This is a genomic window from Acinetobacter sp. YH16042, assembly GCF_013417245.1.
GTDB lineage: Bacteria > Pseudomonadota > Gammaproteobacteria > Pseudomonadales > Moraxellaceae > Acinetobacter > Acinetobacter amyesii.
In genome coordinates, this window is the sequence record NZ_VPEJ01000008.1 from 62055 (window position 1) to 86144 (window position 24090).

21 protein-coding genes, 2 tRNA genes and 1 pseudogene are annotated in these 24090 nt (G+C 40.0%); 15 read left to right on the plus strand and 9 right to left on the minus strand.

Annotated features, from left to right (window positions below; translation table 11 throughout):
• Positions 1-2: 2 nt before the first annotated feature.
• The 4 genes from odhB (at position 3) to sucD (ending at position 4963) form a co-directional block, all read left to right on the plus strand.
• Positions 3-1220 (plus strand): 2-oxoglutarate dehydrogenase complex dihydrolipoyllysine-residue succinyltransferase, encoded by a 1218-nt coding sequence (gene odhB / locus FTV37_RS07855; protein WP_180063463.1) that lies wholly within the window; start codon positions 3-5, stop codon positions 1218-1220.
• A 60-nt stretch (positions 1221-1280) separates the two neighbouring features.
• Positions 1281-2711: a dihydrolipoyl dehydrogenase gene (lpdA, locus tag FTV37_RS07860; protein ID WP_078189903.1), complete on the plus strand. Its 1431-nt coding sequence runs from the start codon at positions 1281-1283 to the stop codon at positions 2709-2711.
• Positions 2712-2892: 181 nt separating this feature from the next.
• Positions 2893-4059 (plus strand): ADP-forming succinate--CoA ligase subunit beta, encoded by a 1167-nt coding sequence (gene sucC / locus FTV37_RS07865; RefSeq protein WP_078192988.1) that lies wholly within the window; start codon positions 2893-2895, stop codon positions 4057-4059.
• Positions 4060-4072: 13 nt separating this feature from the next.
• Entirely contained in the window at positions 4073-4963 is an 891-nt protein-coding gene (sucD, locus tag FTV37_RS07870) for a succinate--CoA ligase subunit alpha (RefSeq protein WP_168379215.1), read from the plus strand.
• A gap of 1014 nt (positions 4964-5977) precedes the next feature.
• Here the strand turns inward: sucD and FTV37_RS07875 are convergent.
• From FTV37_RS07875 to FTV37_RS07885, 3 genes are all read right to left on the minus strand, one after another.
• Positions 5978-7690 (minus strand): flotillin family protein, encoded by a 1713-nt coding sequence (locus FTV37_RS07875; protein ID WP_168379214.1) that lies wholly within the window; start codon positions 7688-7690, stop codon positions 5978-5980.
• 175 nt (positions 7691-7865) lie between these two features.
• Entirely contained in the window at positions 7866-8504 is a 639-nt protein-coding gene (locus FTV37_RS07880; RefSeq protein WP_180007473.1) for a YqiJ family protein, read from the minus strand.
• 464 nt (positions 8505-8968) lie between these two features.
• Entirely contained in the window at positions 8969-9511 is a 543-nt protein-coding gene (locus FTV37_RS07885; protein ID WP_180063464.1) for a hypothetical protein, read from the minus strand.
• 321 nt (positions 9512-9832) lie between these two features.
• Here FTV37_RS07885 and cysD point away from each other — a divergent pair, with 321 nt between their 5' ends.
• From cysD to FTV37_RS07920, 7 genes are all read left to right on the plus strand, one after another.
• Positions 9833-10747, plus strand: coding sequence for a sulfate adenylyltransferase subunit CysD (gene cysD, locus FTV37_RS07890; RefSeq protein ID WP_078189893.1), 915 nt, complete (start codon positions 9833-9835; stop codon positions 10745-10747).
• Between the two features lie 152 nt (positions 10748-10899).
• A complete protein-coding gene (cysN, locus tag FTV37_RS07895; RefSeq protein WP_180063465.1) occupies positions 10900-12513 on the plus strand; it encodes a sulfate adenylyltransferase subunit CysN in 1614 nt (537 codons plus the stop codon).
• 334 nt (positions 12514-12847) lie between these two features.
• Positions 12848-14047: a reverse transcriptase family protein gene (locus tag FTV37_RS07900; protein ID WP_180063466.1), complete on the plus strand. Its 1200-nt coding sequence runs from the start codon at positions 12848-12850 to the stop codon at positions 14045-14047.
• Complete coding sequence (locus FTV37_RS07905) at positions 14037-14762, plus strand: retron Ec48 family effector membrane protein (RefSeq protein WP_180007476.1); 726 nt, start codon at positions 14037-14039, stop codon at positions 14760-14762. The genes FTV37_RS07900 and FTV37_RS07905 overlap by 11 nt, the downstream gene beginning before the upstream one ends.
• A 95-nt stretch (positions 14763-14857) precedes the next feature.
• Positions 14858-15379, plus strand: coding sequence for a PadR family transcriptional regulator (locus tag FTV37_RS07910; RefSeq protein WP_180063467.1), 522 nt, complete (start codon positions 14858-14860; stop codon positions 15377-15379).
• Positions 15376-15717: a DUF3861 domain-containing protein gene (locus FTV37_RS07915; protein ID WP_180063468.1), complete on the plus strand. Its 342-nt coding sequence runs from the start codon at positions 15376-15378 to the stop codon at positions 15715-15717. Before FTV37_RS07910 ends, FTV37_RS07915 begins: the two co-directional genes overlap by 4 nt.
• A complete protein-coding gene (locus tag FTV37_RS07920; RefSeq protein ID WP_180063469.1) occupies positions 15710-15970 on the plus strand; it encodes a DUF2798 domain-containing protein in 261 nt (86 codons plus the stop codon). Before FTV37_RS07915 ends, FTV37_RS07920 begins: the two co-directional genes overlap by 8 nt.
• A 16-nt stretch (positions 15971-15986) precedes the next feature.
• On the opposite strand, the gene FTV37_RS07925 is transcribed toward FTV37_RS07920, so the two are convergent.
• Complete coding sequence (locus tag FTV37_RS07925; protein WP_180063470.1) at positions 15987-16337, minus strand: co-chaperone YbbN; 351 nt, start codon at positions 16335-16337, stop codon at positions 15987-15989.
• A gap of 131 nt (positions 16338-16468) precedes the next feature.
• On the opposite strand from FTV37_RS07925, the gene FTV37_RS07930 reads away from it, so the two are divergent.
• On the plus strand, positions 16469-17461 hold the full coding sequence (locus FTV37_RS07930) for an NAD(P)H-quinone oxidoreductase (protein ID WP_180063471.1): 993 nt from the start codon (positions 16469-16471) through the stop codon (positions 17459-17461).
• A 154-nt stretch (positions 17462-17615) separates the two neighbouring features.
• Here the strand turns inward: FTV37_RS07930 and FTV37_RS07935 are convergent.
• Together FTV37_RS07935 and FTV37_RS07940 are read right to left on the minus strand one after the other, a co-directional pair.
• A tRNA-Leu gene (locus tag FTV37_RS07935) sits at positions 17616-17701 on the minus strand.
• Between the two features lie 10 nt (positions 17702-17711).
• Positions 17712-17785: transfer RNA gene (locus tag FTV37_RS07940), tRNA-Cys, on the minus strand.
• Between the two features lie 152 nt (positions 17786-17937).
• On the opposite strand from FTV37_RS07940, the gene folD reads away from it, so the two are divergent.
• Entirely contained in the window at positions 17938-18786 is an 849-nt protein-coding gene (gene folD / locus FTV37_RS07945) for a bifunctional methylenetetrahydrofolate dehydrogenase/methenyltetrahydrofolate cyclohydrolase FolD (protein WP_180063472.1), read from the plus strand.
• A 269-nt stretch (positions 18787-19055) separates the two neighbouring features.
• On the plus strand, positions 19056-19724 hold the full coding sequence (locus tag FTV37_RS07950; RefSeq protein WP_078189884.1) for a methyltransferase: 669 nt from the start codon (positions 19056-19058) through the stop codon (positions 19722-19724).
• 65 nt (positions 19725-19789) lie between these two features.
• On the opposite strand, the gene FTV37_RS07955 is transcribed toward FTV37_RS07950, so the two are convergent.
• From FTV37_RS07955 to FTV37_RS07965, 3 genes and pseudogenes are all read right to left on the minus strand, one after another.
• Entirely contained in the window at positions 19790-20218 is a 429-nt protein-coding gene (locus FTV37_RS07955) for a hypothetical protein (RefSeq protein ID WP_180063504.1), read from the minus strand.
• Between the two features lie 197 nt (positions 20219-20415).
• Positions 20416-21735, minus strand: coding sequence for an MFS transporter (locus FTV37_RS07960; RefSeq protein WP_078190125.1), 1320 nt, complete (start codon positions 21733-21735; stop codon positions 20416-20418).
• 287 nt (positions 21736-22022) lie between these two features.
• A pseudogene (locus FTV37_RS07965) lies at positions 22023-22199 on the minus strand (alpha-ketoglutarate permease); the annotation flags it as partial.
• A gap of 355 nt (positions 22200-22554) precedes the next feature.
• On the opposite strand from FTV37_RS07965, the gene glpD reads away from it, so the two are divergent.
• Complete coding sequence (glpD, locus tag FTV37_RS07970; protein ID WP_180063473.1) at positions 22555-24072, plus strand: glycerol-3-phosphate dehydrogenase; 1518 nt, start codon at positions 22555-22557, stop codon at positions 24070-24072.
• Positions 24073-24090 lie beyond the last annotated feature (18 nt).

The following is a 24090-nucleotide window of genomic DNA, read 5'->3' on the forward strand; positions in this document are numbered from 1 at the left end:
TAATGGCAACCGAAATTAAAGCACCGGTATTCCCAGAGTCAGTTGCTGACGGTACAGTTGCAACTTGGCACAAACAACCAGGTGAAGCAGTATCACGTGACGAAGTGATTTGTGATATTGAAACAGATAAAGTTGTTTTAGAAGTTGTAGCTCCTGCTGACGGTACTATTACTGCAATCGTTAAAAACGAAGGCGATACAGTTCTTTCTGCTGAAGTGATCGCGACTTTTGAAGAAGGTGCTGCTTCTGGCGCTGCTCAAACTCAAGCTGTTCAATCAGAAGAGAAAGTAGAACAAGCTGCTGCTCAAACTCAAGCGGGTGCTGCTCCTGTTGTTGAACGTGCTCAACCTGTTGCTGATCAAGCTCCTGCAGTGCGTAAAGCATTGACTGAGTCTGGCATTGCTGCTGCTGACGTTGCTGGCACTGGCCGTGGCGGTCGCATCACTAAAGAAGATGTGGCAAATCATCAGGCGAAGCCGGCAGCACCTGCAGCGCAGCCATTAAGCGTTGCGGTGGGTGAGCGTATCGAAAAACGAGTTCCTATGACTCGTCTTCGTAAGCGTGTTGCTGAACGTCTGCTTGCTGCAACTCAAGAAACTGCAATGTTGACTACGTTCAACGAAGTAAACATGAAACCAATCATGGAAATGCGTGCGCAATACAAAGATACTTTTGAAAAGCGTCATGGTGCACGTCTTGGCTTCATGTCATTCTTCGTTAAAGCGGCAACTGAAGCACTTAAACGCTACCCAGCTGTAAACGCTTCTATCGATGGCAATGACATCGTTTACCACGGTTTCTACGACATCGGTGTTGCTGTATCAAGCGACCGTGGTCTAGTGGTTCCAGTTCTTCGTGATACTGACCGTATGAACTATGCTGAAGTTGAAAACGGTATCCGTGCATACGCTGGTAAAGCGCGTGACGGTAAATTGGGTATCGAAGATATGACTGGCGGTACATTCACTATTACTAATGGTGGTACTTTCGGTTCATTGCTTTCTACACCGATCTTAAATACGCCACAAACTGCGATTTTGGGTATGCATAAAATCCAAGAACGTCCTATGGCTGTAAATGGTCAAGTTGAAATCTTGCCAATGATGTACTTAGCGCTTTCTTATGACCACCGTCTAATCGATGGTAAAGAAGCAGTAGGCTTCCTTGTAACAATCAAAGAATTGTTAGAAGAACCAGCTAAGCTAATCCTTGATCTTTAATACTTCAGAATAATGCAATGGGCTTAGAGCGATCCTCTAAGCCCATTTTTGGAGATACACATGTCTCAATTTGATTTAGTTGTTATTGGTGGCGGTCCTGGTGGTTATGAGGCTGCTATCCGCGCTGCTCAATTAGGCTTTAAAGTAGCTTGTATTGAAAAACGTATTCATAAAGGTAAACCATCTTTAGGTGGTACTTGCTTAAACGTGGGTTGTATCCCATCTAAAGCATTACTTGATTCATCTCACCGCTATGAAGATACCGTTCATCACTTAGATGACCACGGTATTACAACTGGTGAAGTGAAATTTGATCTTGCAAAACTGCTTGATCGTAAAGACAAAATTGTTAACCAATTGACGATGGGTATTGATGGCCTACTTAAAGGCAATGGTATCGAATGGTTAAAAGGTACAGGTAAATTACTTGCAGGTAAGAAAGTTGAGTTTGTATCTCACGAAGGTGAAACTCAAATTTTAGAACCTAAATATGTAATCCTTGCATCGGGTTCTGTACCGGTAAATATTCCTGTTGCTCCTGTAGACCAAGACATTATTGTTGACTCTACTGGTGCGCTTGAGTTCCCAGAAGTGCCTAAACGTCTTGGCGTAATTGGCGCGGGTGTCATTGGTCTAGAGCTTGGTTCTGTTTGGCGTCGTCTAGGTGCTGAAGTTGTTGTATTTGAAGCAATGGATGCATTCTTACCAATGGCTGATAAAGCTTTGGCAAAAGACTACCAAAAAGTATTGACTAAACAAGGTCTTGATATCCGTGTTGGCGCTAAAGTTGCTGGTACAGAAGTAAATGGCCGTGAAGTTACTGTTAAGTATACGCAAGGTGGCGAAGACAAAACTCAAACTTTCGATAAATTGATCGTTTGTGTTGGCCGTAAAGCATATGCAGAAGGTTTATTGGCTGAAGATTCAGGCATTAAACTCACTGAACGCGGTCTAGTTGAAGTAAACGATTGGTGTGCAACTTCGGTTGAAGGCGTATACGCAATTGGTGACTTGGTACGTGGTCCAATGCTTGCACATAAAGCAATGGAAGAAGGCGTAATGGCTGTTGAACGTATGCACGGTCACGCTGCTCAAGTGAACTACGACACAATCATCTCTGTAATCTACACACACCCAGAAGCGGCGTGGGTTGGTTTAACAGAAGAGCAAGCGAAAGAAAAAGGCCATGAAGTGAAGACTGGTCAATTTGGCTTTGCTGCGAATGGTCGTGCAATGGCTGCTGGTGAAAACGCAGGCTTTGTTAAGTTTGTTGCTGATGCAAAAACGGATCGTCTACTTGGTATGCATGTCATTGGACCTGCAGCGTCTGATATCGTACACCAAGGTATGATTGCACTTGAGTTTGTATCAAGTGTTGAAGACCTTCAGTTAATGACTTTCGGTCACCCGACATTCTCTGAAGTCGTTCACGAAGCTGCGCTTGCAGTCGATGGACGTGCGATTCACGCGATTCAACGTAAACGTAAATAAGATGTAAAAAGAGCGGCTTAGGCCGCTCTTTTTTGTTTCTGATGGTTGTTTTAATTTGAATAATCATCTAAAAATAAAGATAAGAAATATTTTAAGATTTAAAAAAGGTTAAAGCTGCTTTGACGGATGTCTGGGCTTTAATGGGTCATAACAAAGCGAAAAAAGAGTAAAAGGTTGTTCAATGAATCTACACGAATATCAAGCTAAAGCGTTATTAAAAAAATATGGTATGCCAGTCCAAGAAGGCGTATTTGTAACAACCGCAGAAGAAGCAGTCAAAGCTTTTGAGCAACTGGGTGGTAAGTTTGCAGTTTTAAAAGCCCAAGTCCATGCAGGTGGTCGTGGTAAAGCGGGCGGCGTGAAAGTGGTAAAATCTGCGCAAGAAGCCACTGATTATGTGAACCAAATGGTCGGTTCACGCTTAGTTACTTATCAAACAGATGCATTAGGTCAGCCAGTCAGTGGTATTTTGGTGTCTGAAGATGTCTATCCTGTAGAGCGTGAATTGTACCTAGGTGCTGTGGTTGACCGTTCTAGCCGCCGTGTGACCTTTATGGCATCGACTGAAGGCGGTGTGGAAATTGAAAAAGTTGCAGAAGAAACCCCAGAAAAAATTATTAAAGTTGAAGTTGATCCTTTAGTAGGTTTATTACCATTCCAAGCGCGTGAAGTGGCATTTGCTTTAAACCTAAAAGATGGTCAAGTGAATCAATTTGTCAAAATCATGTCTGCTGCGTATCAAGCATTCATTGAAAATGACTTTGCCTTATTTGAAATTAACCCGTTATCCGTACGTGAAAATGGCGAGATTTTATGTGTGGATGCAAAAATTGGTATCGACTCGAATGCCTTGTATCGTTTACCAGAAATCGCAGCACTACGCGATAAAACGCAAGAAAATGAGCGTGAGCTGAAAGCATCAGAATTTGATTTGAACTATGTTGCCTTAGAAGGCAATATTGGTTGTATGGTCAATGGTGCTGGCCTAGCGATGGCAACCATGGACATCATTAAACTCTATGGTGGTCAACCTGCAAACTTCCTAGATGTAGGCGGTGGCGCGACCAAAGAACGCGTAATTGAAGCCTTTAAAATCATTTTGGCCGATAGTTCTGTACAAGGTGTATTAATCAACATTTTTGGTGGGATTGTACGTTGTGACATGATTGCTGAAGCAATTATTGCAGCGGTTCAAGAAGTAAATGTGACTGTACCTGTGGTTGTTCGTTTAGAAGGGAACAATGCAGAGTTGGGTGCAAAATTACTTGATGAATCAGGTTTGAAATTGATTTCTGCAAATGGCTTGGCTGATGCTGCAGAAAAAATTGTTGCTGCGGTAAAAGGCTAAGGGAGTAGAGATCATGAGCGTATTAGTTAATAAAGACACTAAAGTATTGGTACAAGGTTTTACCGGTAAAAACGGCACATTTCATTCAGAACAATCTATTGCTTACGGCACAAAAGTGGTCGGTGGTGTGACGCCGGGTAAAGGCGGTACACAACATTTGAATCTGCCCGTATTCAATACCATGAAAGAAGCGGTACGTGAAACGGGTGCAACGGCAACCTCGATTTATGTACCGGCACCATTTGTCCTAGATTCAATTATTGAATCGATTGATTCAGGTGTTGAGCTGATCGTTGTGATTACGGAAGGTGTGCCTACACTCGATATGCTAAAAGCTAAACGTTATCTAGAAACCTATGGCAATAATGCACGTTTAATTGGTCCAAACTGTCCAGGAATTATTACACCGGGCGAGTGCAAGATCGGTATTATGCCGGGGCATATTCATCAACCGGGTAAAATAGGGATTATCTCGCGTTCAGGGACTTTGACTTATGAAGCTGTGGCGCAAACCACCAAGCTGGGACTAGGTCAGTCTACCTGTATTGGGATCGGTGGTGACCCTATTCCGGGTATGAACCAAATTGATTGCTTAAAGCTGTTCCAAGACGACCCGCAAACTGAAGCGATCATCATGATTGGTGAGATTGGTGGTACAGCAGAAGAAGAAGCAGCTGAATATATCCAGTCGAATGTTACAAAGCCTGTTGTTGGTTATATCGCGGGTGTAACTGCACCTAAAGGTAAACGTATGGGGCATGCAGGGGCAATCATTTCGGGCGGTAAAGGCACAGCTGAAGAGAAATTCGCTGCCTTTGAAAAAGCGGGTATGGCTTATACCCGTAGTCCTGCTGAATTAGGTTCGACCATGTACGAAGTGCTGAAAGGCAAAGGTTTGGTTTAATCGCCATACTTAAACATCAAAAGAGAATCTTCGGATTCTCTTTTTTTTTACGCAAAAAAAAGCGTATTTCAGCCGCTATGCAAAAGCCATAAGGGCATGGCTATGTGTTCTGCTTTGGGGTGCAGTGACGCTGCATAAACGGATGGAATATTGGTTGTTCAATAACTATGAAATGTAAAGAACACATAATAATCCGAATATGTGATGATTGCGGGGATGGTCATAGGTTTATGATTTTTAAAAATAATTTCGTATAGCGTGCAGTATATTGATTTTAGGGAAAATAACTAATTTAATTGAGATTTTTAATGGATCTTTATCATCAAAGAGCTTTTTTACTTGGATGAAGCCTAATATTTTCAATAGAAATTATTTTATTTGTAATTTTCTCAAGCCTTATACAAAGGATGGTAGATCAGGAATATGAGAAGGGGGAGCTTTAAAATTGGTGAAATTTGCTATCTCAGTGATGAAATTTTTTTAAGAAAATCTACATGAGCATATACATCTATAGTCAGCTATTATTTTTTAGTTGATGGTTTGAAGTGCAAAAACCTTGTTAGGCCCTATTTTCAATTTAATAAGCAATTTCCAAGTTTTATAAAAACAATAGATAGAACAAAATGTTATCGAGCTGAATATATAGAAGTAAATATCTTATTCTGTAAGATGAGAAGGATATATCAATTAATTGATTTTAAATATTTTGTTTCATAATTTTATGCTGTTTGCTCTATAGCTTCTAAATGAGTATTTTTATGAAATACGCCATTTGTTCATTGATTTAACATCAGGCTGTGATGCGAAATATAAATGTCAGAAACCATTAAAAGCGCTCTGATAAGACAGAAAATGTTGTTCATTTCTTTGGGAGATTGTATGCCCATAAGTACAAGTATCTAAGCCATAAAAAAAGCAGTGCGGACACTGCTTTTTTAATTCATTTAGAATGTGTTGCTCAAGCAATCACTTCTGAATAAAGAGATTTGATGGAGCCCTATCTCAATCAAAAACTTAGTTTTTGCTGGTTTTTAAGCTCTGAGTTAAACCGTTAATATCGCCACCTTGGATACCAAGCTCACTCATCAAGCTATCAATCAGTGGGGCCTGGCTGCGGTAGCGTAGGGCACTATTTACCACTTGGTCTGACAAGGCAACATTACCGCTACCTTCGTGGTGAGCATCACCTTGGCAAGAACCTGCATGACCACCATTTAGACCATTTACTTGCAAAATCTTAATGTCATCAATGTTTTCCATTGGTTTAACACTTTCGCGAATGATTTCAGGTAAGTATTTCAACATCGCTAAACGAATTTGCATTTCAACCTGTTCAGATGACAATACGTTGTTTGCTTCGTTCACTGCACGTGTACCTTCAGCATCAACTTGGTATTGTTTTTCCATCGCTTGAGCCAAGAGAACTTTTGCGTCAGCTTCACCTTTGGCTTTTAAACGAACTTTTTCAGCTTCGGCTTCAGCTGCAATACGGATCGCTTCTGCATCATCTGCGGCTGCTTGTTTACCCGCTTCAGCCGCGACAGTAATGGCAATCGCATCTTTCTCCGCTTTTTCTTTCGCAGAGACCAATTCAACAGCTTTTTGACGTTCAGCTTGTTGGATCTGACGAACGGTAATCACTTCTTCTTCGGCTTTTACCGCTTGAGCACGGGCTTGATCGGCATGTGCCTTAGCTTCAGATTCAGCACGAGATTTTTCAGCAATAGCAATAGCACGGTCTTGCTCAGCGAGTTCAATGGTTTTCTTTTGTTCCACTTGGGCTTGCTGAATAATTTGTGACTTTTGAATATTTTGATTTTCAACGTCACGTGCAGCAGTAATACGCTTTAAGTCAACTTCACGTTCAGCAGCAATACGCGCTTCTTCGGCTTCACGTTTTTTAGCAGCTTCTTGTGATGCAATTTCTGCAAGCTGTTCTGCACGACGGATTGAAATTTCACGTTCTTGTTGCAGTTTTGCATATTCTTCTTCACGCAAAATTTGTAGACGTGCTTGTTCTGCTTCTAAGTTCTTGGTCTTAATTGCAAGATCTGCATCTTGTTCAATCGCATTACGTTTACGACGACGGTCTTCAATGGTTTCTGTCAGTTTAGTTAAACCTTCAGCATCGAACGCATTTTGTGGGTTAAAGTATTTAAAGCCTGTTTGGTCTAAGCCAGTTAATGAAACGGTTTCAAGTTCCAAACCGTTTTTATGTAAATCTTCAGACACCACTTGCTGAACTTTTTGTACGAAGTCGACACGTTTTTCATGCAACTCTTCCATCGCCATTTCTGCGGCAACTGCACGTAGAGAGTCAACGAATTTTCCTTCGACCAAATTCTTTAACTCATTTGGCGACATGGTCTTTTGACCCAAAGTCTGTGCTGCGGTAGCAATCGAATCTGCGGTTGGTTTCACACGGACGTAGAACTCCGCCATCACGTCGACACGCATACGGTCACGTGTAATCAGCGCTTGGTCATCTGCACGGCGTACTTCAAGACGTAGGGTGTTCATATTGACTGGAATAATTTCATGCAGCACAGGAAGCACAATAGCACCGCCACCTAAAATCACTTTTTCACCGCCGAAGCCTGTACGCACAAATGAAATTTCTTTACTTGAGCGACGATAAAGTCGAGCAATAATAAAACCAATAAAAATAAGTGCGGCAAAAATTATCCCGACTGAAACAAGGATACCGCTTGGAATAATGTCTAACATGGACGTTTATCTCTTTTGTTGTAGTTCAAGTTAACCCTCTAAAGTGCTAACAAGTTTGGTTTAAAAATCAGTATTTTGTTGACTTATCATGACTTCGAGATTTACAGAAGGAATGATGCGTTAAATGTATTTATATGTGTTAGAAGAACTGATCGAGCATCAATTCATTCAAAATTTAGAGCATGGTGGCTTGAAAGCCTACATTTGTTTTTTGGGTTAAAACCACTGATTGACCTTGGCTGAAAATTTCATCTTGTTCAGGTTCAACCAAAATATAATGGGTCAATCCGTGTTGATCTTTGACTTTGGCTTGAGCAGGAGACTGTGGTCGTGCATCACCCAAAATGATCGTGGCCGTTCTACCGATCAATTCATCACTATAAATGGCGGTTGTTTCATCTTGCGGTAAAATACGGGCAATGAGCATTGCGCTAAAACGTACGAAGGGCATGCACAGAAAAATACAGGCTGGTGCAATAATCCATGCACTGAACATCATACTGGTCATTTGGTTAACGATGGCTTGAATAGCAAAGCCCAACAAACTATAGACACATAAGAAAATGATGAGCCATACAAACAGTGGAATACGACCCAAATACAACCAATCGAGCACACGTGTCACGATACCTGCATCGGCATCTACACCTAGCTCTGCATTATGACCAACATCCTCAGGTAGGAATTGATCTAAGAAGCCTTGAGAACCCCCCCCTAAAATTGTTAACACAATCTCAAAAAGTCCAAACAAGAACATTAAGCAGAGACTGATGCTAAACACGATATTAGACGGGTGAGTAAACAATTCCCACATTATATTTATCTCTATATTTATGCTTATAAAAAATCAAAAAAAATAATTCTGGCCGAATTTTTTTCATTAAATAAAATAACATTATCTGTCGAAATTGTGTAAAAAAATTACAGATCAGATTAACAAAAAGTCGGCTTTTATGTGAGCTATTACTAAGTTTTTCTTTAAAAATAGTTGATCAATTAAGTCAGGGTTATCTAAATCTAAAGTTAATAGTATTTCTGCTTTACCCATTTAAGATTTAAGTCATTGTGATCAATCAAATTTTCAGTCTAATTGCAGATATATAAGTGGTCGTGCTCAAGGGAGAGAAATGGCCTGTTAAACGGCACAGAAAACAATGTTATGAAATGTAAAATTACAGTCGACACGGCAGTGCTGAGCCCTTTGCCGTGACTTTCGATGTCATATGGAGATTTGAACTAGAGTTCAATAGAGCTATTTTTAGGTGGCTTTAACCGTTTTTATAACAATGAAGTTTGAATGCGTACTTTCATATCTAAAGCCGCTTGAACAATAAAGGTTTTCATCCACTTCACTTGTTCGCCCATCGGATTGGTTTTAATCGCAGTGTCTAAAAAGCCCATGCTTTCAAGTTGAAACAGTTGCTTTTCGATCTCTTCCTCTAACTGGGTGCTATTGGCTGCGAGCGGGAAATGGATTAAGTGAAATGCTTTGGGAAAATTATAAAAAGCATAGAGCAGATTAAATGCACGTCGATCGGCCTTTAAATTGCCAGCGCCAATTTCGTAGCCGCGATCTTGGTTACTGTGAGTCACCCCAATCAAAAACTCGAGTTTATTGTCCAAAAGTCGTAGGCCGAACTGAAGGCCAATTTGGTCAGCACTCAGCTCATGTTGTATAAAGTTATTCAGCGGGCTGCCGTCATCATTTAAGGCTTCTTGGAGCACGAGCATGTGTGAAGAATGCTGATAAATATAGCCAGCAAGACCTGCTGCTTCAATCAGCGACTTTAAGGTTTCAAGCGTATAGTGACTATATGGCATATCAATAACTATTGGAGAGTGATATAGCTACTTTAGGTACTTTGAGCGAGTTTGAATACCGATTGTTTAGAGGATTTAGCGATTAGTTAATTGATAAAAAATTGCGTAAACTTACGGATCTCGGACTAGAATAATAATGAAATTGATAAGTCTATTGTATTAAATTAATTAAAATTGATAAGCAGTATCAGACAATTTGTATATGACGAATAAGAATATCAATATCACAAAACAAGCAATCGTTATGAAAGCTTAATCACTATAATGTATATATATCTTTAAAAGTGTAATAAGTACACATATTCTAAGCTGGTGTTGTCCATGTCATTAAATGAGGAAAGACTTACTCATCTTAAACAGCTTGAAGCTGAGAGTATTCATATCATCCGTGAAGTTGCTGCTGAGTTCGAAAACCCAGTCATGCTGTATTCAATCGGTAAAGATTCAGCGGTCATGCTGCATCTTGCTTTAAAAGCATTCTATCCTGCCAAACTTCCATTCCCACTACTGCATGTAGACACGGGTTGGAAATTTAAAGACATGATTACTTTCCGTGACAACATGGCAAAAGAGCATGGCTTTGATTTGATCGTGCATCAAAACAAAGAAGGTAAAGACGCAGGTGTAAATCCGTTCGATTACGGTAGCTCAAAATATACTGACATTATGAAAACTCAAGGCTTAAAACAAGCGCTTGATAAATATCAGTTTGATGCGGCTTTCGGTGGTGCGCGCCGTGACGAAGAGAAATCTCGTGCCAAAGAGCGTGTTTACTCATTCCGTGATACTAAACACCGTTGGGACCCTAAAAACCAACGTCCTGAACTTTGGAATCTTTACAACGGTAAAGTGAACAAAGGCGAAAGTATTCGTGTGTTCCCATTGTCTAACTGGACTGAGTTGGATATTTGGCAATACATCTACCTTGAAAATATTAAATTGGTTCCTTTGTACTTGGCTGCTGAACGTCCAGTGGTTGAGCGTAACGGTACTCTGATCATGGTTGATGATGAGCGTATGCGTTTGAACGAAGGTGAAGTACCACAAATGAAATCGGTGCGTTTCCGTACCTTAGGTTGTTACCCACTTACAGGTGCGGTTGAATCAACTGCAACAACTTTACCGGAAATTATCCAAGAGATGCTTTTAGCCACAACATCTGAACGTCAAGGCCGTATGATCGACCATGACGAAGCAGGTTCGATGGAAAAGAAAAAGCAGGAAGGTTACTTCTAAGAATCTCATAATCTCCCCCTAACCCCCTCTTTACTAAAGAGGGGGAACTCCCGAGAAATAACGGAGCAAAGTCTCCCTTTCTTAAAGGGAGATTTAGAGGGATTAAAAAGATTCAGAAACCGATTTCAAAAGAATATGTGGAGCTTTGAGCAATGTCTCATCAATCAGATTTAATTAGCCAAGACATCTTGGCGTATTTAAAACAACACGAAAATAAAGACCTTCTACGTTTCCTCACTTGCGGTAACGTTGATGACGGTAAATCGACTTTAATCGGCCGTTTGCTTTACGATTCAAAATTGATTTATGAAGATCAATTGCAAGCCGTGACTCGTGACTCTAAAAAAGTCGGTACTACGGGTGATGCACCTGACTTGGCTTTACTTGTAGATGGTCTGCAAGCGGAACGTGAGCAGGGTATTACCATTGACGTGGCTTACCGTTATTTCTCTACTGAAAAACGTAAGTTCATCATTGCTGACACCCCGGGGCATGAGCAGTACACACGTAACATGGCAACTGGTGCGTCGACTGCCGATTTAGCGATCATCTTGATTGATGCGCGTTATGGCGTACAAACTCAGACTCGTCGTCACTCATTTATTGCGAGTCTTTTGGGTATTCGTAATATCGTGGTTGCAGTGAACAAAATGGACTTGGTTGAATTCTCTGAAGCGCGCTTCAATGAAATTCAAGCAGAGTACAATGAGTTCGTAAACCAATTGGGCGACCGTAAACCTGCGAACATTATCTTCACGCCTATTTCTGCGTTGAATGGTGATAACGTTGTAAACAAATCGCCAAATACACCGTGGTACCAAGGTCAGACTTTAATGGAGACTTTGGAAACTGTTGAAATTTCGCATGATACGAGCAAGCACGAATTCCGTTTCCCAGTTCAATATGTCAACCGTCCGAACCTCGATTTCCGTGGCTTCTGCGGTACGATTGCACTTGGTGAAGTGAAAGTTGGCGATACCATTACTGCATTACCATCTGGTAAGTCTTCGACTGTTAAAGAAATCGTGACTTTTGACGGTAACTTAGACCATGCTGTTGCAGGTCAAGCGGTAACACTTACGCTAAATGATGAAATTGATATTTCACGTGGTAACGTTTTAGTTAAAGCAGGCGAACAGCCATTAATTTCACGTTCTGCACGTGCCTCTGTGGTATGGATGACAGATGCGCCTTTAGTGGTTGGTAAACTGTATAACGTGAAGTTTGGTACACAAACCATTCCTGCGAAAGTTGCGAAAATCAACTACCGTACCAATGTAAACACATTGGAAAAAACGGAAGTTGAACAGCTTGAACTGAATGCGATTGCAGATGTAACGATTGAGTTTGATGCGCCAGTGGTATTTGACCGTTACCAAGACAGTCGTTACACAGGTTCATTCATCTTTATTGACCGTTTAAGCAACGTGACTGTTGGTGCGGGTATGGTTGAATCTGCGGTTGAATGGACTGCACACAACGAGCCTGTAACTGCTGAAGCGCGTGCTGCACGTTTAGGTCAAAAACCTGCTGCTGTAACTGTAACTGCTAAAGCCCTTGAAAATGCGCAAGCAATTGAAAGCTTGTTGATTCAACAAGGTGTGGTTGCGATTGCGAAAGCTGGTTTAACTGTAGAGCAAGTTGCGCTTGTACGTGAAACTGGTGTGGTTGTGATTACAGATGCGACTGAAGGTACTGATGTAGCTTACATAGTAGAGACTGCTGAAGAAGTTGCTGAGAAAATTGTTGAGTTGGTTCGTCTGTAATTGGTTGAATTGATTTAAAAAAAGACCCGCCGAAAGGCGGGTTTTTTATTTACACAAATAAATGTAACTGATAGACTGAAATTACCTCAAACGTTTCGTTTGATTGCTAATGCTGTAAAAAAATAATGCTTATTGATCAATTTTAAAAATTGATGCTAGGTAACTAGCAAGTGTAGAGGGGGTGGACTCCGTCCTATTTCCTTGAAATAGTCCTGATAGGTGGAGCTATTGGTTGGTATGGTCATCTATAAGTATTTATACAGAAGAAGCGGGTACAAATCATAAATTCTATGTATTGTTTTTTAACAATTAGATTGGCTCCACTTATATCAATATGAATGAATTAACAAAAATTATTTACAAGGGTGGTCCAATTTCAAGATCAGAATTATCAACGGTTCTAGGTGTTGATGAGATTGAATTGGATTTCATATTGATGTTAGAGGATGAAGCAAAATATAAATCCTCGCAGCTTGTAAAAAATGATGGAAGATTTAGAAATATAAATAATCCAAGTCCTATTGTTCGTAAAATTCAGCGCAAAATTAAGAACAGAATTTTTAGCCTAATAAGTTGGCCGGTGTATTTATATGGTTCAATTCCGGCTGAAAATGAAAACTCACATGACTTCATTGCATGTGCATCTAGGCATTGTCGTGCAAAATCTCTAGTTAAATTAGATGTGGAAGATTTTTTTGATAATATCTCTCAAGAGTTAGTTCAAAAAATCTTTGAAAATGTAATGTTTTTTGATAAAGATGCTGCGGATACTTTGGCAAAAATTTGTTGTTTAGATGGTAGGGTTCCACAAGGAGGAATTACATCAAGCTATTTAGCAACTTTGGCGCTGTATTCAATTGAAGAACGACTGTATTTTAGATTGAAAAATAAAAAATTAGTTTATACAAGGTATGTTGATGATATTACGATTTCATCAAAAGATCGAGATTTTAGTTTTGATATGATTATAAAGATTATCGAAAAGGAATTGAATAGTTTAGATTTGCCATTAAATAAAGATAAGGTTGAAATTTGCAGGTTTGGTTTAGAACCTTTGAAAGTTCATAATGTAAGAGTTGATTCTAAACTTCCAAGATATGATCAAGCAGATGTTAAAAGAATTAAAGCTATGGTTCATCGTCTAGAATTATTAGTTAAAAAACCAAATTACAGAACACATTATTTTTATAGGCAAGATTATAACTCTTGCATGGGATTTATTAATAAATTAGGGAGAGTTGAGCATCCTTCATACTTTAAATTAAAGAATAAGCTAAAAAAAATTTTTCCTTTACCTAATAATGCTGATGTAACTTATGTACGTAACTCTATTGACAACCTAAAAGAACTTAAATTGAATTCTAAGAATGCCTTTGTATATCAGAAAAAATTTTATAAAATTCAGTATAGGATTGCACTTCTAAAAAAACATCCGAAAGGTATTTATAATGCTAAAGCTGTAGAGCTAAATAGAGAATTACAACTTCTTCGTTTAAATGATGAATTAGAGAGAAAGACAGAAAGTGGAAATTGATGTACAGAAAGCCTCTTTTATAATAAATAGGGTAATAAAAAAATTAGCTGGTTTTGTATTTGTATTAACAATTATTTCTTTTTCGTTGTCTTTGGATGAGTTGTGGAGAACTAAAACAAATGGTTTTTGTTTAGATAAAGATTGTATTAATTATTTTTTTAGTTTTTTTGAGAATATATTAAATCTTTTTAAGTTTTTGGTAGCTATTACTACAGTTTTATTGGCATGGTTAACTGTGCAGATTTATTTAAGTACTTATTTAACGACTCATAAAAATAATTTAAATATTCAAATGGTTAATCAGAAGTCAACTTATTTAAGTCATTTTAAGTTTTTTAATGAAATTTTGGAAAATTATTTAAATGGAAGTAAATATTTAACTAAAAGGAGTTTTGATAAATTTATCTTTTATAATTATGTATTCTTAAATCCTCAGTTAGGTGATTTTTCAATATCAGATAGATATAAAAAATCACTTTTTGATATCAATAGTAATATTATATTACTTAACAATAACTTACCAAGAAAATTAGGGTACGTTTCACATCGTGATTTTTTAATAAATTCATTAAGTGAGATGGGGATTACTGTTCCAAAATGCGAAAGAAAAGACTTTTTGATGTTAGAGAAAGAACTTTACTTATTTTTCAATAATATAAATAAATATATAGATTGTGAAGAACTTGAAGTTGCTACATATAACGCTTACGAGTAGTAGTGAAGTTTGAGACTAGAAGAATAAAAAAAGTTGAATTATTACATTTTAATAATTAAGATATATCTTAATTAATCTTAAGGTATATCTTTGCAATGTCAAATTCAGACCTTCTCGACAGTAACGATAGTCCAGTTAAAACCCGAAAACGCCTGTTTGAAGCAGGGCACATGAAACTATTGGTACTGCATCTGATCTCCCAAGCGCCTAAGTTCAGCTATGACATTATCAAAGATGTCGGCACAATCGTCGGCGGTGGCTACAGCCCCAGCACAGGTACAATTTACCCAACGCTGAATTACCTAGAAGAACAGCAATACATCCATGCAGAATTGAATGCAGAAGACCGTAAACAATACAGCGTTACGCAGTCCGGCTTAGCGCATCTAGATGCAGAAAAAGCCACTGTAGAGAAAATCCTGTGCCGTTTTGATACCCGCAAGCAAATTCATAACAATGAACAATACGTTGATATCAAACGCGCGATGGAAAACCTAAAAGCATCACTACGCATCAAAATTCAGCACTGTGAATTGACACCCGAGCAGGTGTATGCCATTGCAGAAAAAATCGATCAGGCGGCCGTCGAAATCAGCCGTATGGAGGTAACACAATGAAGCAGCATCAATATGAAATCACGCTCAAACACATTGCCGATGCACAGGGCAATCCATCGACCTATACCGAAGCTTTGCAGTTTAATGCTTACAACCATGATGACATGTTTAAGGTGCTAGAGCATTTGACTAAAGCGCAATTGTTAGATGATGAAAAGACCAAAGCTTTTGCCGTGGGTTTGAAGCTGTTTGGTGAAACCTTGCTGGAAAATAAAGACATCCCTTTATTTAAGGCGTTTTTACCGCAATTTATTCAATTTATGAAAACCCTAAAACAAACAGTGAAAACTTCAAGTACACAATCAGTAACGATAGAACAAGGTGAAAGCCATGAATAATCTCCCAAAATTTCATCCTAAGCATCTCACGTGGTTAATGCCTTTGATCCTATCTGGCATAATGAGTGGCTCAATTTCTTGCTTTAATATTTATTTAAAAGTCGGTGCGGTTGAGGGCTTTTTAGGGATTTGGCTGCATGCTTGGAGCCTATCGTGGATGATGGCATTTCCGCTTATTTTGATTGTGCTGCCATTGGTGCGTAATACATTAATGAAGTTTGTACGCTTGCCGAATGAACCGACTTCCAAATAACAGTTAGGCAATTTGCTTAGTCGTTGTCTGAGTGTGACTGCATAGCGCTTTGAATGATGGTTGTTAATTCAGAGAGTGATTTGACACCTGCAATACGTTGAATCACTTGCCCACGATAAAACAGCAAGGTTGAAGGTAGGCCATAAACGTTATAACGCAAGGTCAGTATAGGCGAAGAGTCAACATTGACCTTGCCAAATTTGAGCTGTGCATGCTGGGCAGATATTTGCTGTGCACACTGCTCAAAGACAGGGAAGTTTTGCACACAGGGCGCGCACCAGTCTGCATAGAAGCGAATTATGGCAAAACCATCAAACCATTCATAGTCACTGGCGTTATCTTCATTGTATTCAATGATCTGAGACATGCTTGGCCTATTATTCATTTACGAAATACAGTACAGATTATACATAAGTCCATGTTTATTCATTCTGCGGCATTTCTATGTTCAAATAGTGCAGAGATAGATGAATAGTCAATAATTGAAAAGGAAAAACAATGTCACAGCAAAGCATGCAGCAGGTCATTATTACTGAACCGGGCGGTGTCGATAAACTGGCCTATGAAAGCGTTGCCATCCCAGATGCGAAAGCGGATGAAGTGTTGGTTAAAGTGCATGCCTTTGGTATTAACCGTCCAGACATTTTGCAACGTCAAGGCTTGTACCCAATGCCGAAAGGGGTAACACCAGTACCGGGTTTAGAGGTGGCAGGTGAAGTGGTTGCTGTGGGTGCAGAAGTCACTTTGTTTAAGGTGGGCGATAAGGTTTGCGGACTGACCAATGGTGGCGGTTATGCAGAATATTGCGTGGTGCCTGAAAGCCAAACCATTGCGATTCCTGAAGGCGTCAGCTTTACTCAAGCTGCAGCGATTCCTGAAACATTCTTTACCGTATGGGCCAATGTGTTCCAAATGGGCAAAGCCAAAGCAGGTGAAACGGTGCTGATTCATGGTGGAACCAGTGGTATTGGAACTACGGCAATCATGCTGTGTAATGCGTTGGGCATGAAAACCTTTGCAACAGTCGGTTCAGATGAAAAAGTGGCAGCGATCTCTGATATCACGCATGCGATTAACTACAAGACTCAAGACTTTGAGCAAGTGATTAATGAAGCGACCAATGAGCAAGGTGTAGATGTCATTTTAGATATTGTTGGCGCACCGTATTTGGCGCAGAACCTCAATCTATTACGTCGTGATGGTCGTTTGGTCTATATCGCATTTTTAGGTGGTGCAAAGGCCAAAGAGGTGAAACTGGGTCAAATCATGATGAAGCGTTTGACCATTACAGGCTCAACCATGCGTGCGCGTAATACTGCAGAAAAAGCAGAGATTGCCAAAGGCATTCAGGAAAATGTTGTTCCGTTATGGTCTAAAGGTGAATGTCTGCCAATGATCTACAAAACATTTAAGTTTGATCAAATTCAAGAGGCGCATGCAGCCATGGATACAGGCGACCATGTGGGTAAGATTGTGGTTGAAGTAATCTAAAGTTTTATCTTTAAAACACGATGTATTTGCATGGTGTTTTAAAATAATTAAAGAGGGCAATGTTCCTCTTTTTTATTGTTTTACTAAATTTTAGGCATAAAAAAACCAGCTTATCGCTGGGTTCTTTATTACACCATCTTCAGTAGTAGAAGAATGGTGCCCGAGGCCAGACTCGAACTGGCACGCTTTGTGGGCGGGGGATTTTAAATCCCCTGTGTCTACCGATTTCACCACTCGGGCTTAACAAGATTGGAGGCGGAGGTCGGAATCGAACCGGCGTACACGGAGTTGCAGTCCGCTGCATGACCACTCTGCCACCCCGCCATGTCTTGTTGATGCGTATATTAGCAAGCTCTGAAAAAAAAACAATAGCAGATTCATCTGTATGAGCATAAAAGCAGCATACAAGGTAAAAAATTTAAAATAATCATGTATTATGTGCAAAATTGATTCATATCATCACTTGGAGAAGTGCCGTGGCATTAGTTTTAGATGGTCGTGCATTGGCGAAGAAAATTGAAGCTGACTTGTTGACTCGCGTAGAAGCGCTAAAAGAGAAAACTGGTCGTACCCCAATTCTTGCGACTATTTTGGTAGGTGACGATGGTGCATCTGCAACTTATGTACGTATGAAAGGGAATGCTTGCCGCCGTGTTGGTATGGATTCATTAAAAGTTGAGCTTCCTAAAGAAACCACAACTGAGCAATTGCTTGCTGAAATTGAAAAATTGAATGCAAATCCAGATGTTCACGGTATTTTGTTACAACACCCCGTACCTGCTCAAATTGATGAGCGTGCTTGTTTCGATGCGATCTCTCTTGAAAAAGACGTGGATGGCGTGACCTGCTTAGGTTTCGGCCGTATGGCAATGGGTGAAGCAGCATATGGTTCTGCGACTCCTGCAGGCATCATGACCATTTTAAAAGAAAACAACATTGAAATCGCAGGGAAACATGCGGTTGTTGTGGGTCGTTCTGCAATTTTGGGTAAACCAATGTCTGCGATGCTACTTGAAGCGAATGCAACAGTGACCACTTGCCACTCACGTACTCAAAACTTAGCTGACTTTGTTAAGCAAGCGGATATTATTGTGGGTGCGGTAGGTAAAGCTGAATTGATTCAAAAAGATTGGATCAAACCGGGTGCAGTGGTTGTTGACGCTGGCTTTCATCCACGTAATGGCGGTGGTGTAGGTGATATCCAATTGGTGGGTATTGAAGACGTTGCTTCTGCTTATACACCTGTTCCGGGTGGTGTAGGTCCTATGACCATTACAACGTTGATTCGTCAAACTGTTGAAGCTGCTGAAAAAGCGTTGGGTTAATCTTTAGACCTCTCTCTTGCGAAGCAGTGCTTCTCATCTCCTAAAAGTATAGGGAACTGATCGTCTCAAATTGATTCTATGTTGCTCCCTCTCCCTGTGGGAGAGGGTTGGGGTGAGGGTGCTTTTTTATAAATAATCCTCTCCCTAACCCTCTCTTGCGCTTCAATTTAAAAGCAGTGCTTTAAATTTTGCTCAGGAGAGGGAACTTCCGATCTTAATTTAGGCTTTTATGACACTAAAATTCTGCATATTCGAAAAATAAAATTCCAATGAGCTGTACTTTCCAATTTCCCAAAGCCCCTGAACATTTACTGAAAGCACTGCATGAAGTCATTCCGCATTGTGAATTGCATGCTCAACAGTTGCCTGAAACACCTATTTCTCTATGGTTGATTCCACCGGTATTTCCAACCGATAAATTGGATGATGAAGTCATTCGTCGTATATGGAATGATACGCCGTATTGGATTTTCTGCTGGGCTTCAGGGCTTGCTATGGCGCAGTGGCTATTGGCTGAGCCGCATCATGTCAAAGATAAAGTGGTATTGGACTTTGGTGCAGGTTCAGGCGTGGTGGCGATTGCAGCAAAAATGGCAGGGGCGAAACGCGTGATCTGCTGTGACATCGACCAAGTGAGCCTAGATGCATGCCGTGCCAATGCAGAGTTGAATAATGTTGAACTCGAATATTTGGACGATCTGTATAAAGCCGAACAAGTCGATATTTTATTGGCTGCAGATGTGCTATATGACCAATGCAACCGTTTCTTTTTGGATGAGTTTTTAAAGTTTGCTCCAGAAGTGTGGGTGGCAGACAGTCGTGTGAAAAACTTTAGTCATCCTAAATATGAAAAACTCGATGAACGTAGCGCAACAACATGGCCTGATTTGGATGAATCACCTGAGTTTCGAAATGTGAGTTTTTATAAAACCCTATAAATATTGAACCCATAAAAAAAGACGCTCAAAGCGTCTTTTTTTTGTCTTTTGAACAGCAAATTTGATTAAGAACAAGTATAACGAACCACACGTAAGGTGGCAGGGCGAGCATCGAGTGCATCGCGTGCGCCTAAGCTTTCAGAGTTACGAAGGTCTGGGGTATTTGACAGACCGAAGTTCGCACGTGTATTACCAATTTGACGGCCGTACTGGGTATTTTCCAAAGCAGGATTTGCAATTTCGTTCACGCTTAAGATTTGTAATTTATAGGTCTTTTGCGTATTTAATACTTTTTGGCAAGCACGTTGTAATTTATTGGCATCCAGTTGTTGGTTTTGGCGACCCGCTAAAGTATATGCAAGTGTTGCGCTATCTTCAGATTTGGACTCTATTTGAAAGCCCGTTTGACCATTAAAAGCACGTGGAGTGCTTTGGCAAGCAGCCATCGACATTGCAACAATACCCAAACTTAAAACTTTGTAAATATTTTTCATCATTCATTCGCCGTGTGTATTTGTATGCTCAGTATGCCATAGTCCGTCTGTCGACTCGATGGCGAAAACCAAGAAAGCCAAAGAAGTTTGATTAAATTATGATGTGGACGAGTCGATGAATGGATGGAAATGGAGATAAAAAAAGCTCATCAAAATAGGCTTTGATGAGCTTAAGTGGAATAGCAGGGCTGAGCGAATTAATCGTCAGTGATCATGCTATGTTTTTTGGTATCTTTCATGAAGACATAGGTAATTAAAGATAAACCAATCATGAATGTAATGTAGTAGAAGAAGTAGTTTTCATGGCCTGCATTTTTGAAGCTCAAAGCCACAAGTTCTGCGGTACCACCAAAGAGTGTATTTGCAATGGCATAAGGCAATGCAACACCTAGAGCACGAATGTGCGCAGGGAACAACTCTGCTTTTACTACGGCATTAATCGCAGTATAACCAGTGACAATCACCATACCGCTCATGCAGAGCATAAATGCAGTGGTTGGGCTAGTCGTAGAACCGATTCCATTGAAAATTGGAATGGTAAAGAGTACACCAAGCACACCAAAGGCGATCATGATTGGCTTACGACCAATTTTGTCTGAAAGCGCACCAACAGCAGGTTGTAAAAGCATGAAGATGAAAATCGCAGCAGTGGTAATTTCAGTTGCTGTGGTTTTTTCAAAGCCAGACGTGTTGACCAAATATTTTTGCAAATAAGTGGTAAAGGTGTTGAACGCTAAAGTACCACCGGCAGTCAACATGATCACAGTGAAGGCTTGTTTAGGGTATTTGGTAAATAACGCTAAAGCACCTGATTTTGGACCACCATTTTTAGCTTGTTCTTGAGCTTCTTTAGAGGATTGAGTTTCAACTAAACCGCGACGAATCCAGAACACCACTATAGCGAGCAACGCACCGATGAAGAACGGAACACGCCAGCCCCATTCAGTTAAAGCTTGTTCTGAGAAATTGCGTTGTAGGATAATTAAAACGCAAAGAGCCAATAGCTGACCTGAAATCAGTGTGACATATTGGAAACTTGAGAAGAAACCACGGTGGTTTTTCCCTGCCATTTCAGTCAAATAGGTCGCACTAGAGCCATATTCACCGCCGACACTTAAGCCTTGGAGTAAACGCGCTAAAAGTAGAATAGCGGGTGCGAGCATGCCTACAGAATCATAGGTTGGCGCACATGCGATCATCAGTGAGCCGACACACATCAACGATACAGACAGCGTTAAACCTGCTTTACGACCTTTGCGGTCTGCATAAATACCCATGACCCATGCGCCGATTGGACGCATTAAGAAACCGAGTGCAAAGACTGCAGCTGCTTGTAAGAGTTTTACAGTATTGTCACCGTCAGGGAAAAATTGCGGTGCAAAGTAAAGGGTAAAGGCAGCGTAGACATACCAGTCGTACCATTCAACGAGGTTGCCGGCAGATCCGCCGAGGATAGATTTGACACGAGTTTTTCTATCCAATTGTTCAGGAACAACTGGCTCAGATGAATTTGACACATCATTCTCCAAGGAATGAATGCAAAACATATCCATTTAAACTCTTTGGGAAAAGTTTAAATCAATATATTTTGTCGAAATGGGAGATGGAACTATATTTATTTAATTTATACTCCTGTTGTCGCAGAAAATCATGCGACTTTAGTCTATAAGATGCGAATTTTTTGACCAGATAGATTTTTCACGACTAAATGAAAACAACAAAGCCTCATCGATTGAGGCTTTGATTGGAAAAACATGCTGTTTTTGATCAGCTTGATCAATAAGTCATCATCAAATGAACCTGATCAATGCTCCTGAATTTTGGAATGGTGTTTGGTGTCTTTCATAAAGACGTAGACCAATAATGAAATAAAAATCATGATGGTTACATAGATGAAGAACCATGTCTCATAGCCAGCTTCTTTGAAACTTAGGGCAAAAAATTCTGCAGTACCACCAAAGATGGTATCTGTAAGTGCATAAACGGGGTACATCAAAACTGAAGGCTTCTGCAGCTGAACATGCAATATATAAAAGCTTGAAATAAAATTTTAAAAAAGATTAGGTTGAAAAAAAATACAAATCAACTGCTTGTAATTATGTTTGCTTTGAATATAGGTTCTGACTTTAAAATGATTGATTTCATGCTTGAGCCAGCAAGCTTTTAAACGTACATTTAAAATATAACTTCTCATTTATTGAAGGATATAAAAAACTCAGCGTACAGATATCTTGATCAAAATAGGTACTTGATCAAAAAAGCATGATCAATGAGAAAAATAATAAAGCAAAGAAAACGAAGCATTGTTGAATAAAAAGACAGAGTGGGAGGGAGCGATGAATACACAACAACAATCAATATATGACATGGTGGTCATTGGTGGTGGAATAAATGGTGTTGGTATTGCCTGTGATGCAGCGGGGCGGGGTTTAAGTGTTTTGCTCTGTGAAAAAGACGATCTCGCGAGCCACACTTCATCTGCAAGTAGCAAATTAATTCATGGTGGTCTTCGCTATTTAGAACATAAAGAATTTCGTTTGGTACGTGAGGCACTGGCAGAACGTGAAGTTCTGCTTAAAAAAGCCCCTCATATTATTCGACCGATGCGTTTTATCATGCCACATGAACCGCACTTACGACCGGCTTGGCTAATTCGTACTGGATTATTCTTTTATGATTATTTGGGTAAGCGAGAACAGCTTGCAGGCTCAAATGGTATTGAATTTGACTTGGAAAATAGTCCTTTAGCATCCAAATTTACCCGAGGGTTCGAATATTCCGATTGTGCAGTGGATGACGCACGCTTGGTTGTACTCAATGCGATACAAGCACGTGAATATGGTGCACAGATTCTGACTCGAACAGAATGTTTAAATGCATATAGTAAGGGAGGTATTTGGCAGGTATGTTTAAAAAATGCTAAGGGTTTGCAAAATGTGCAGGCTAAAGTATTGGTGAATGCGGCAGGTCCTTGGGTTGCTGACTTTATAAAACAGGGGTTAAAGCAAGAGTCACCTTATGGTATACGGCTGATACAAGGTAGTCATATCATTGTTCCAAAACTTTTTGAGGGTGATAAAGCTTTTATTATGCAAAATGATGATCATCGCATTGTCTTTGCGATCCCTTATTTAGAACAATTTACACTGATCGGCACGACAGATCGTGAATATCATGCAGACCCAAATCGAGTAAAGATAAGCCAAGAAGAAATCGATTACTTGCTTGATGTGTCAAATGATCACTTTAAAACTCAATTGACGCAAACGGACATCATTTCAACTTATTCAGGTGTGCGTCCGCTGTGTGATGATGAGTCAGATAATCCAGCCGCAGTCACGCGAGATTATACTTTGGCACTGACCGATGTAGAAGGGGCTGCATTACTTTCAATCTTTGGTGGCAAACTTACCACTTACCGAAAACTAGCAGAAGCGGCATTAGATCAGCTTAAAACTGTTTTTCATCATCGATCCAAACCTTGGACTGCTGATACAGCATTGCCTGGTGCGGAAAATTTAGAATCAATCGAGCAGTTGATAGCTGAAATCCAACAAAAAGTGCGAGGGGTTTCGATCAGTCTAGCCAGTCGTTGGGCACATGCTTATGGAACACGTGTTTGGGCTTTACTGAATCATTTAACTTCGATTGATGAATTGGGTCAAAACTTTGGACATGGTTTGTATGCTCAAGAAGTGGATTATTTAGTTGAGCAGGAGTGGGCGAGAAGTTCTGAAGATATTTTGCAAAGACGGACAAAGTTATATTTGCAATTCAGTGCAGCTGAAGTTGATGTTTTGGATGAATACTTAATGGCAATACGAATAAAGCAAAAAGCTCAAGATGTGGCTTAGTTGATATAAAAAAAGACC

Bases quoted from the DNA above. Each gene is read 5' to 3' on its own strand.
- odhB (WP_180063463.1), top strand. From the start codon at position 3: ATGGCAACCGAAATTAAAGCACCGGTATTCCCAGAGTCAGTTGCTGAC.
- lpdA (WP_078189903.1), top strand. From the start codon at position 1,281: ATGTCTCAATTTGATTTAGTTGTTATTGGTGGCGGTCCTGGTGGTTAT.
- sucC (WP_078192988.1), top strand. From the start codon at position 2,893: ATGAATCTACACGAATATCAAGCTAAAGCGTTATTAAAAAAATATGGT.
- sucD (WP_168379215.1), top strand. From the start codon at position 4,073: ATGAGCGTATTAGTTAATAAAGACACTAAAGTATTGGTACAAGGTTTT.
- FTV37_RS07875 (WP_168379214.1), bottom strand. From the start codon at position 7,690: ATGTTAGACATTATTCCAAGCGGTATCCTTGTTTCAGTCGGGATAATT.
- FTV37_RS07880 (WP_180007473.1), bottom strand. From the start codon at position 8,504: ATGTGGGAATTGTTTACTCACCCGTCTAATATCGTGTTTAGCATCAGT.
- FTV37_RS07885 (WP_180063464.1), bottom strand. From the start codon at position 9,511: ATGCCATATAGTCACTATACGCTTGAAACCTTAAAGTCGCTGATTGAA.
- cysD (WP_078189893.1), top strand. From the start codon at position 9,833: ATGTCATTAAATGAGGAAAGACTTACTCATCTTAAACAGCTTGAAGCT.
- cysN (WP_180063465.1), top strand. From the start codon at position 10,900: ATGTCTCATCAATCAGATTTAATTAGCCAAGACATCTTGGCGTATTTA.
- FTV37_RS07900 (WP_180063466.1), top strand. From the start codon at position 12,848: ATGAATGAATTAACAAAAATTATTTACAAGGGTGGTCCAATTTCAAGA.
- FTV37_RS07910 (WP_180063467.1), top strand. From the start codon at position 14,858: ATGTCAAATTCAGACCTTCTCGACAGTAACGATAGTCCAGTTAAAACC.
- FTV37_RS07915 (WP_180063468.1), top strand. From the start codon at position 15,376: ATGAAGCAGCATCAATATGAAATCACGCTCAAACACATTGCCGATGCA.
- FTV37_RS07920 (WP_180063469.1), top strand. From the start codon at position 15,710: ATGAATAATCTCCCAAAATTTCATCCTAAGCATCTCACGTGGTTAATG.
- FTV37_RS07925 (WP_180063470.1), bottom strand. From the start codon at position 16,337: ATGTCTCAGATCATTGAATACAATGAAGATAACGCCAGTGACTATGAA.
- FTV37_RS07930 (WP_180063471.1), top strand. From the start codon at position 16,469: ATGTCACAGCAAAGCATGCAGCAGGTCATTATTACTGAACCGGGCGGT.
- FTV37_RS07950 (WP_078189884.1), top strand. From the start codon at position 19,056: ATGAGCTGTACTTTCCAATTTCCCAAAGCCCCTGAACATTTACTGAAA.
- FTV37_RS07955 (WP_180063504.1), bottom strand. From the start codon at position 20,218: ATGAAAAATATTTACAAAGTTTTAAGTTTGGGTATTGTTGCAATGTCG.
- glpD (WP_180063473.1), top strand. From the start codon at position 22,555: ATGAATACACAACAACAATCAATATATGACATGGTGGTCATTGGTGGT.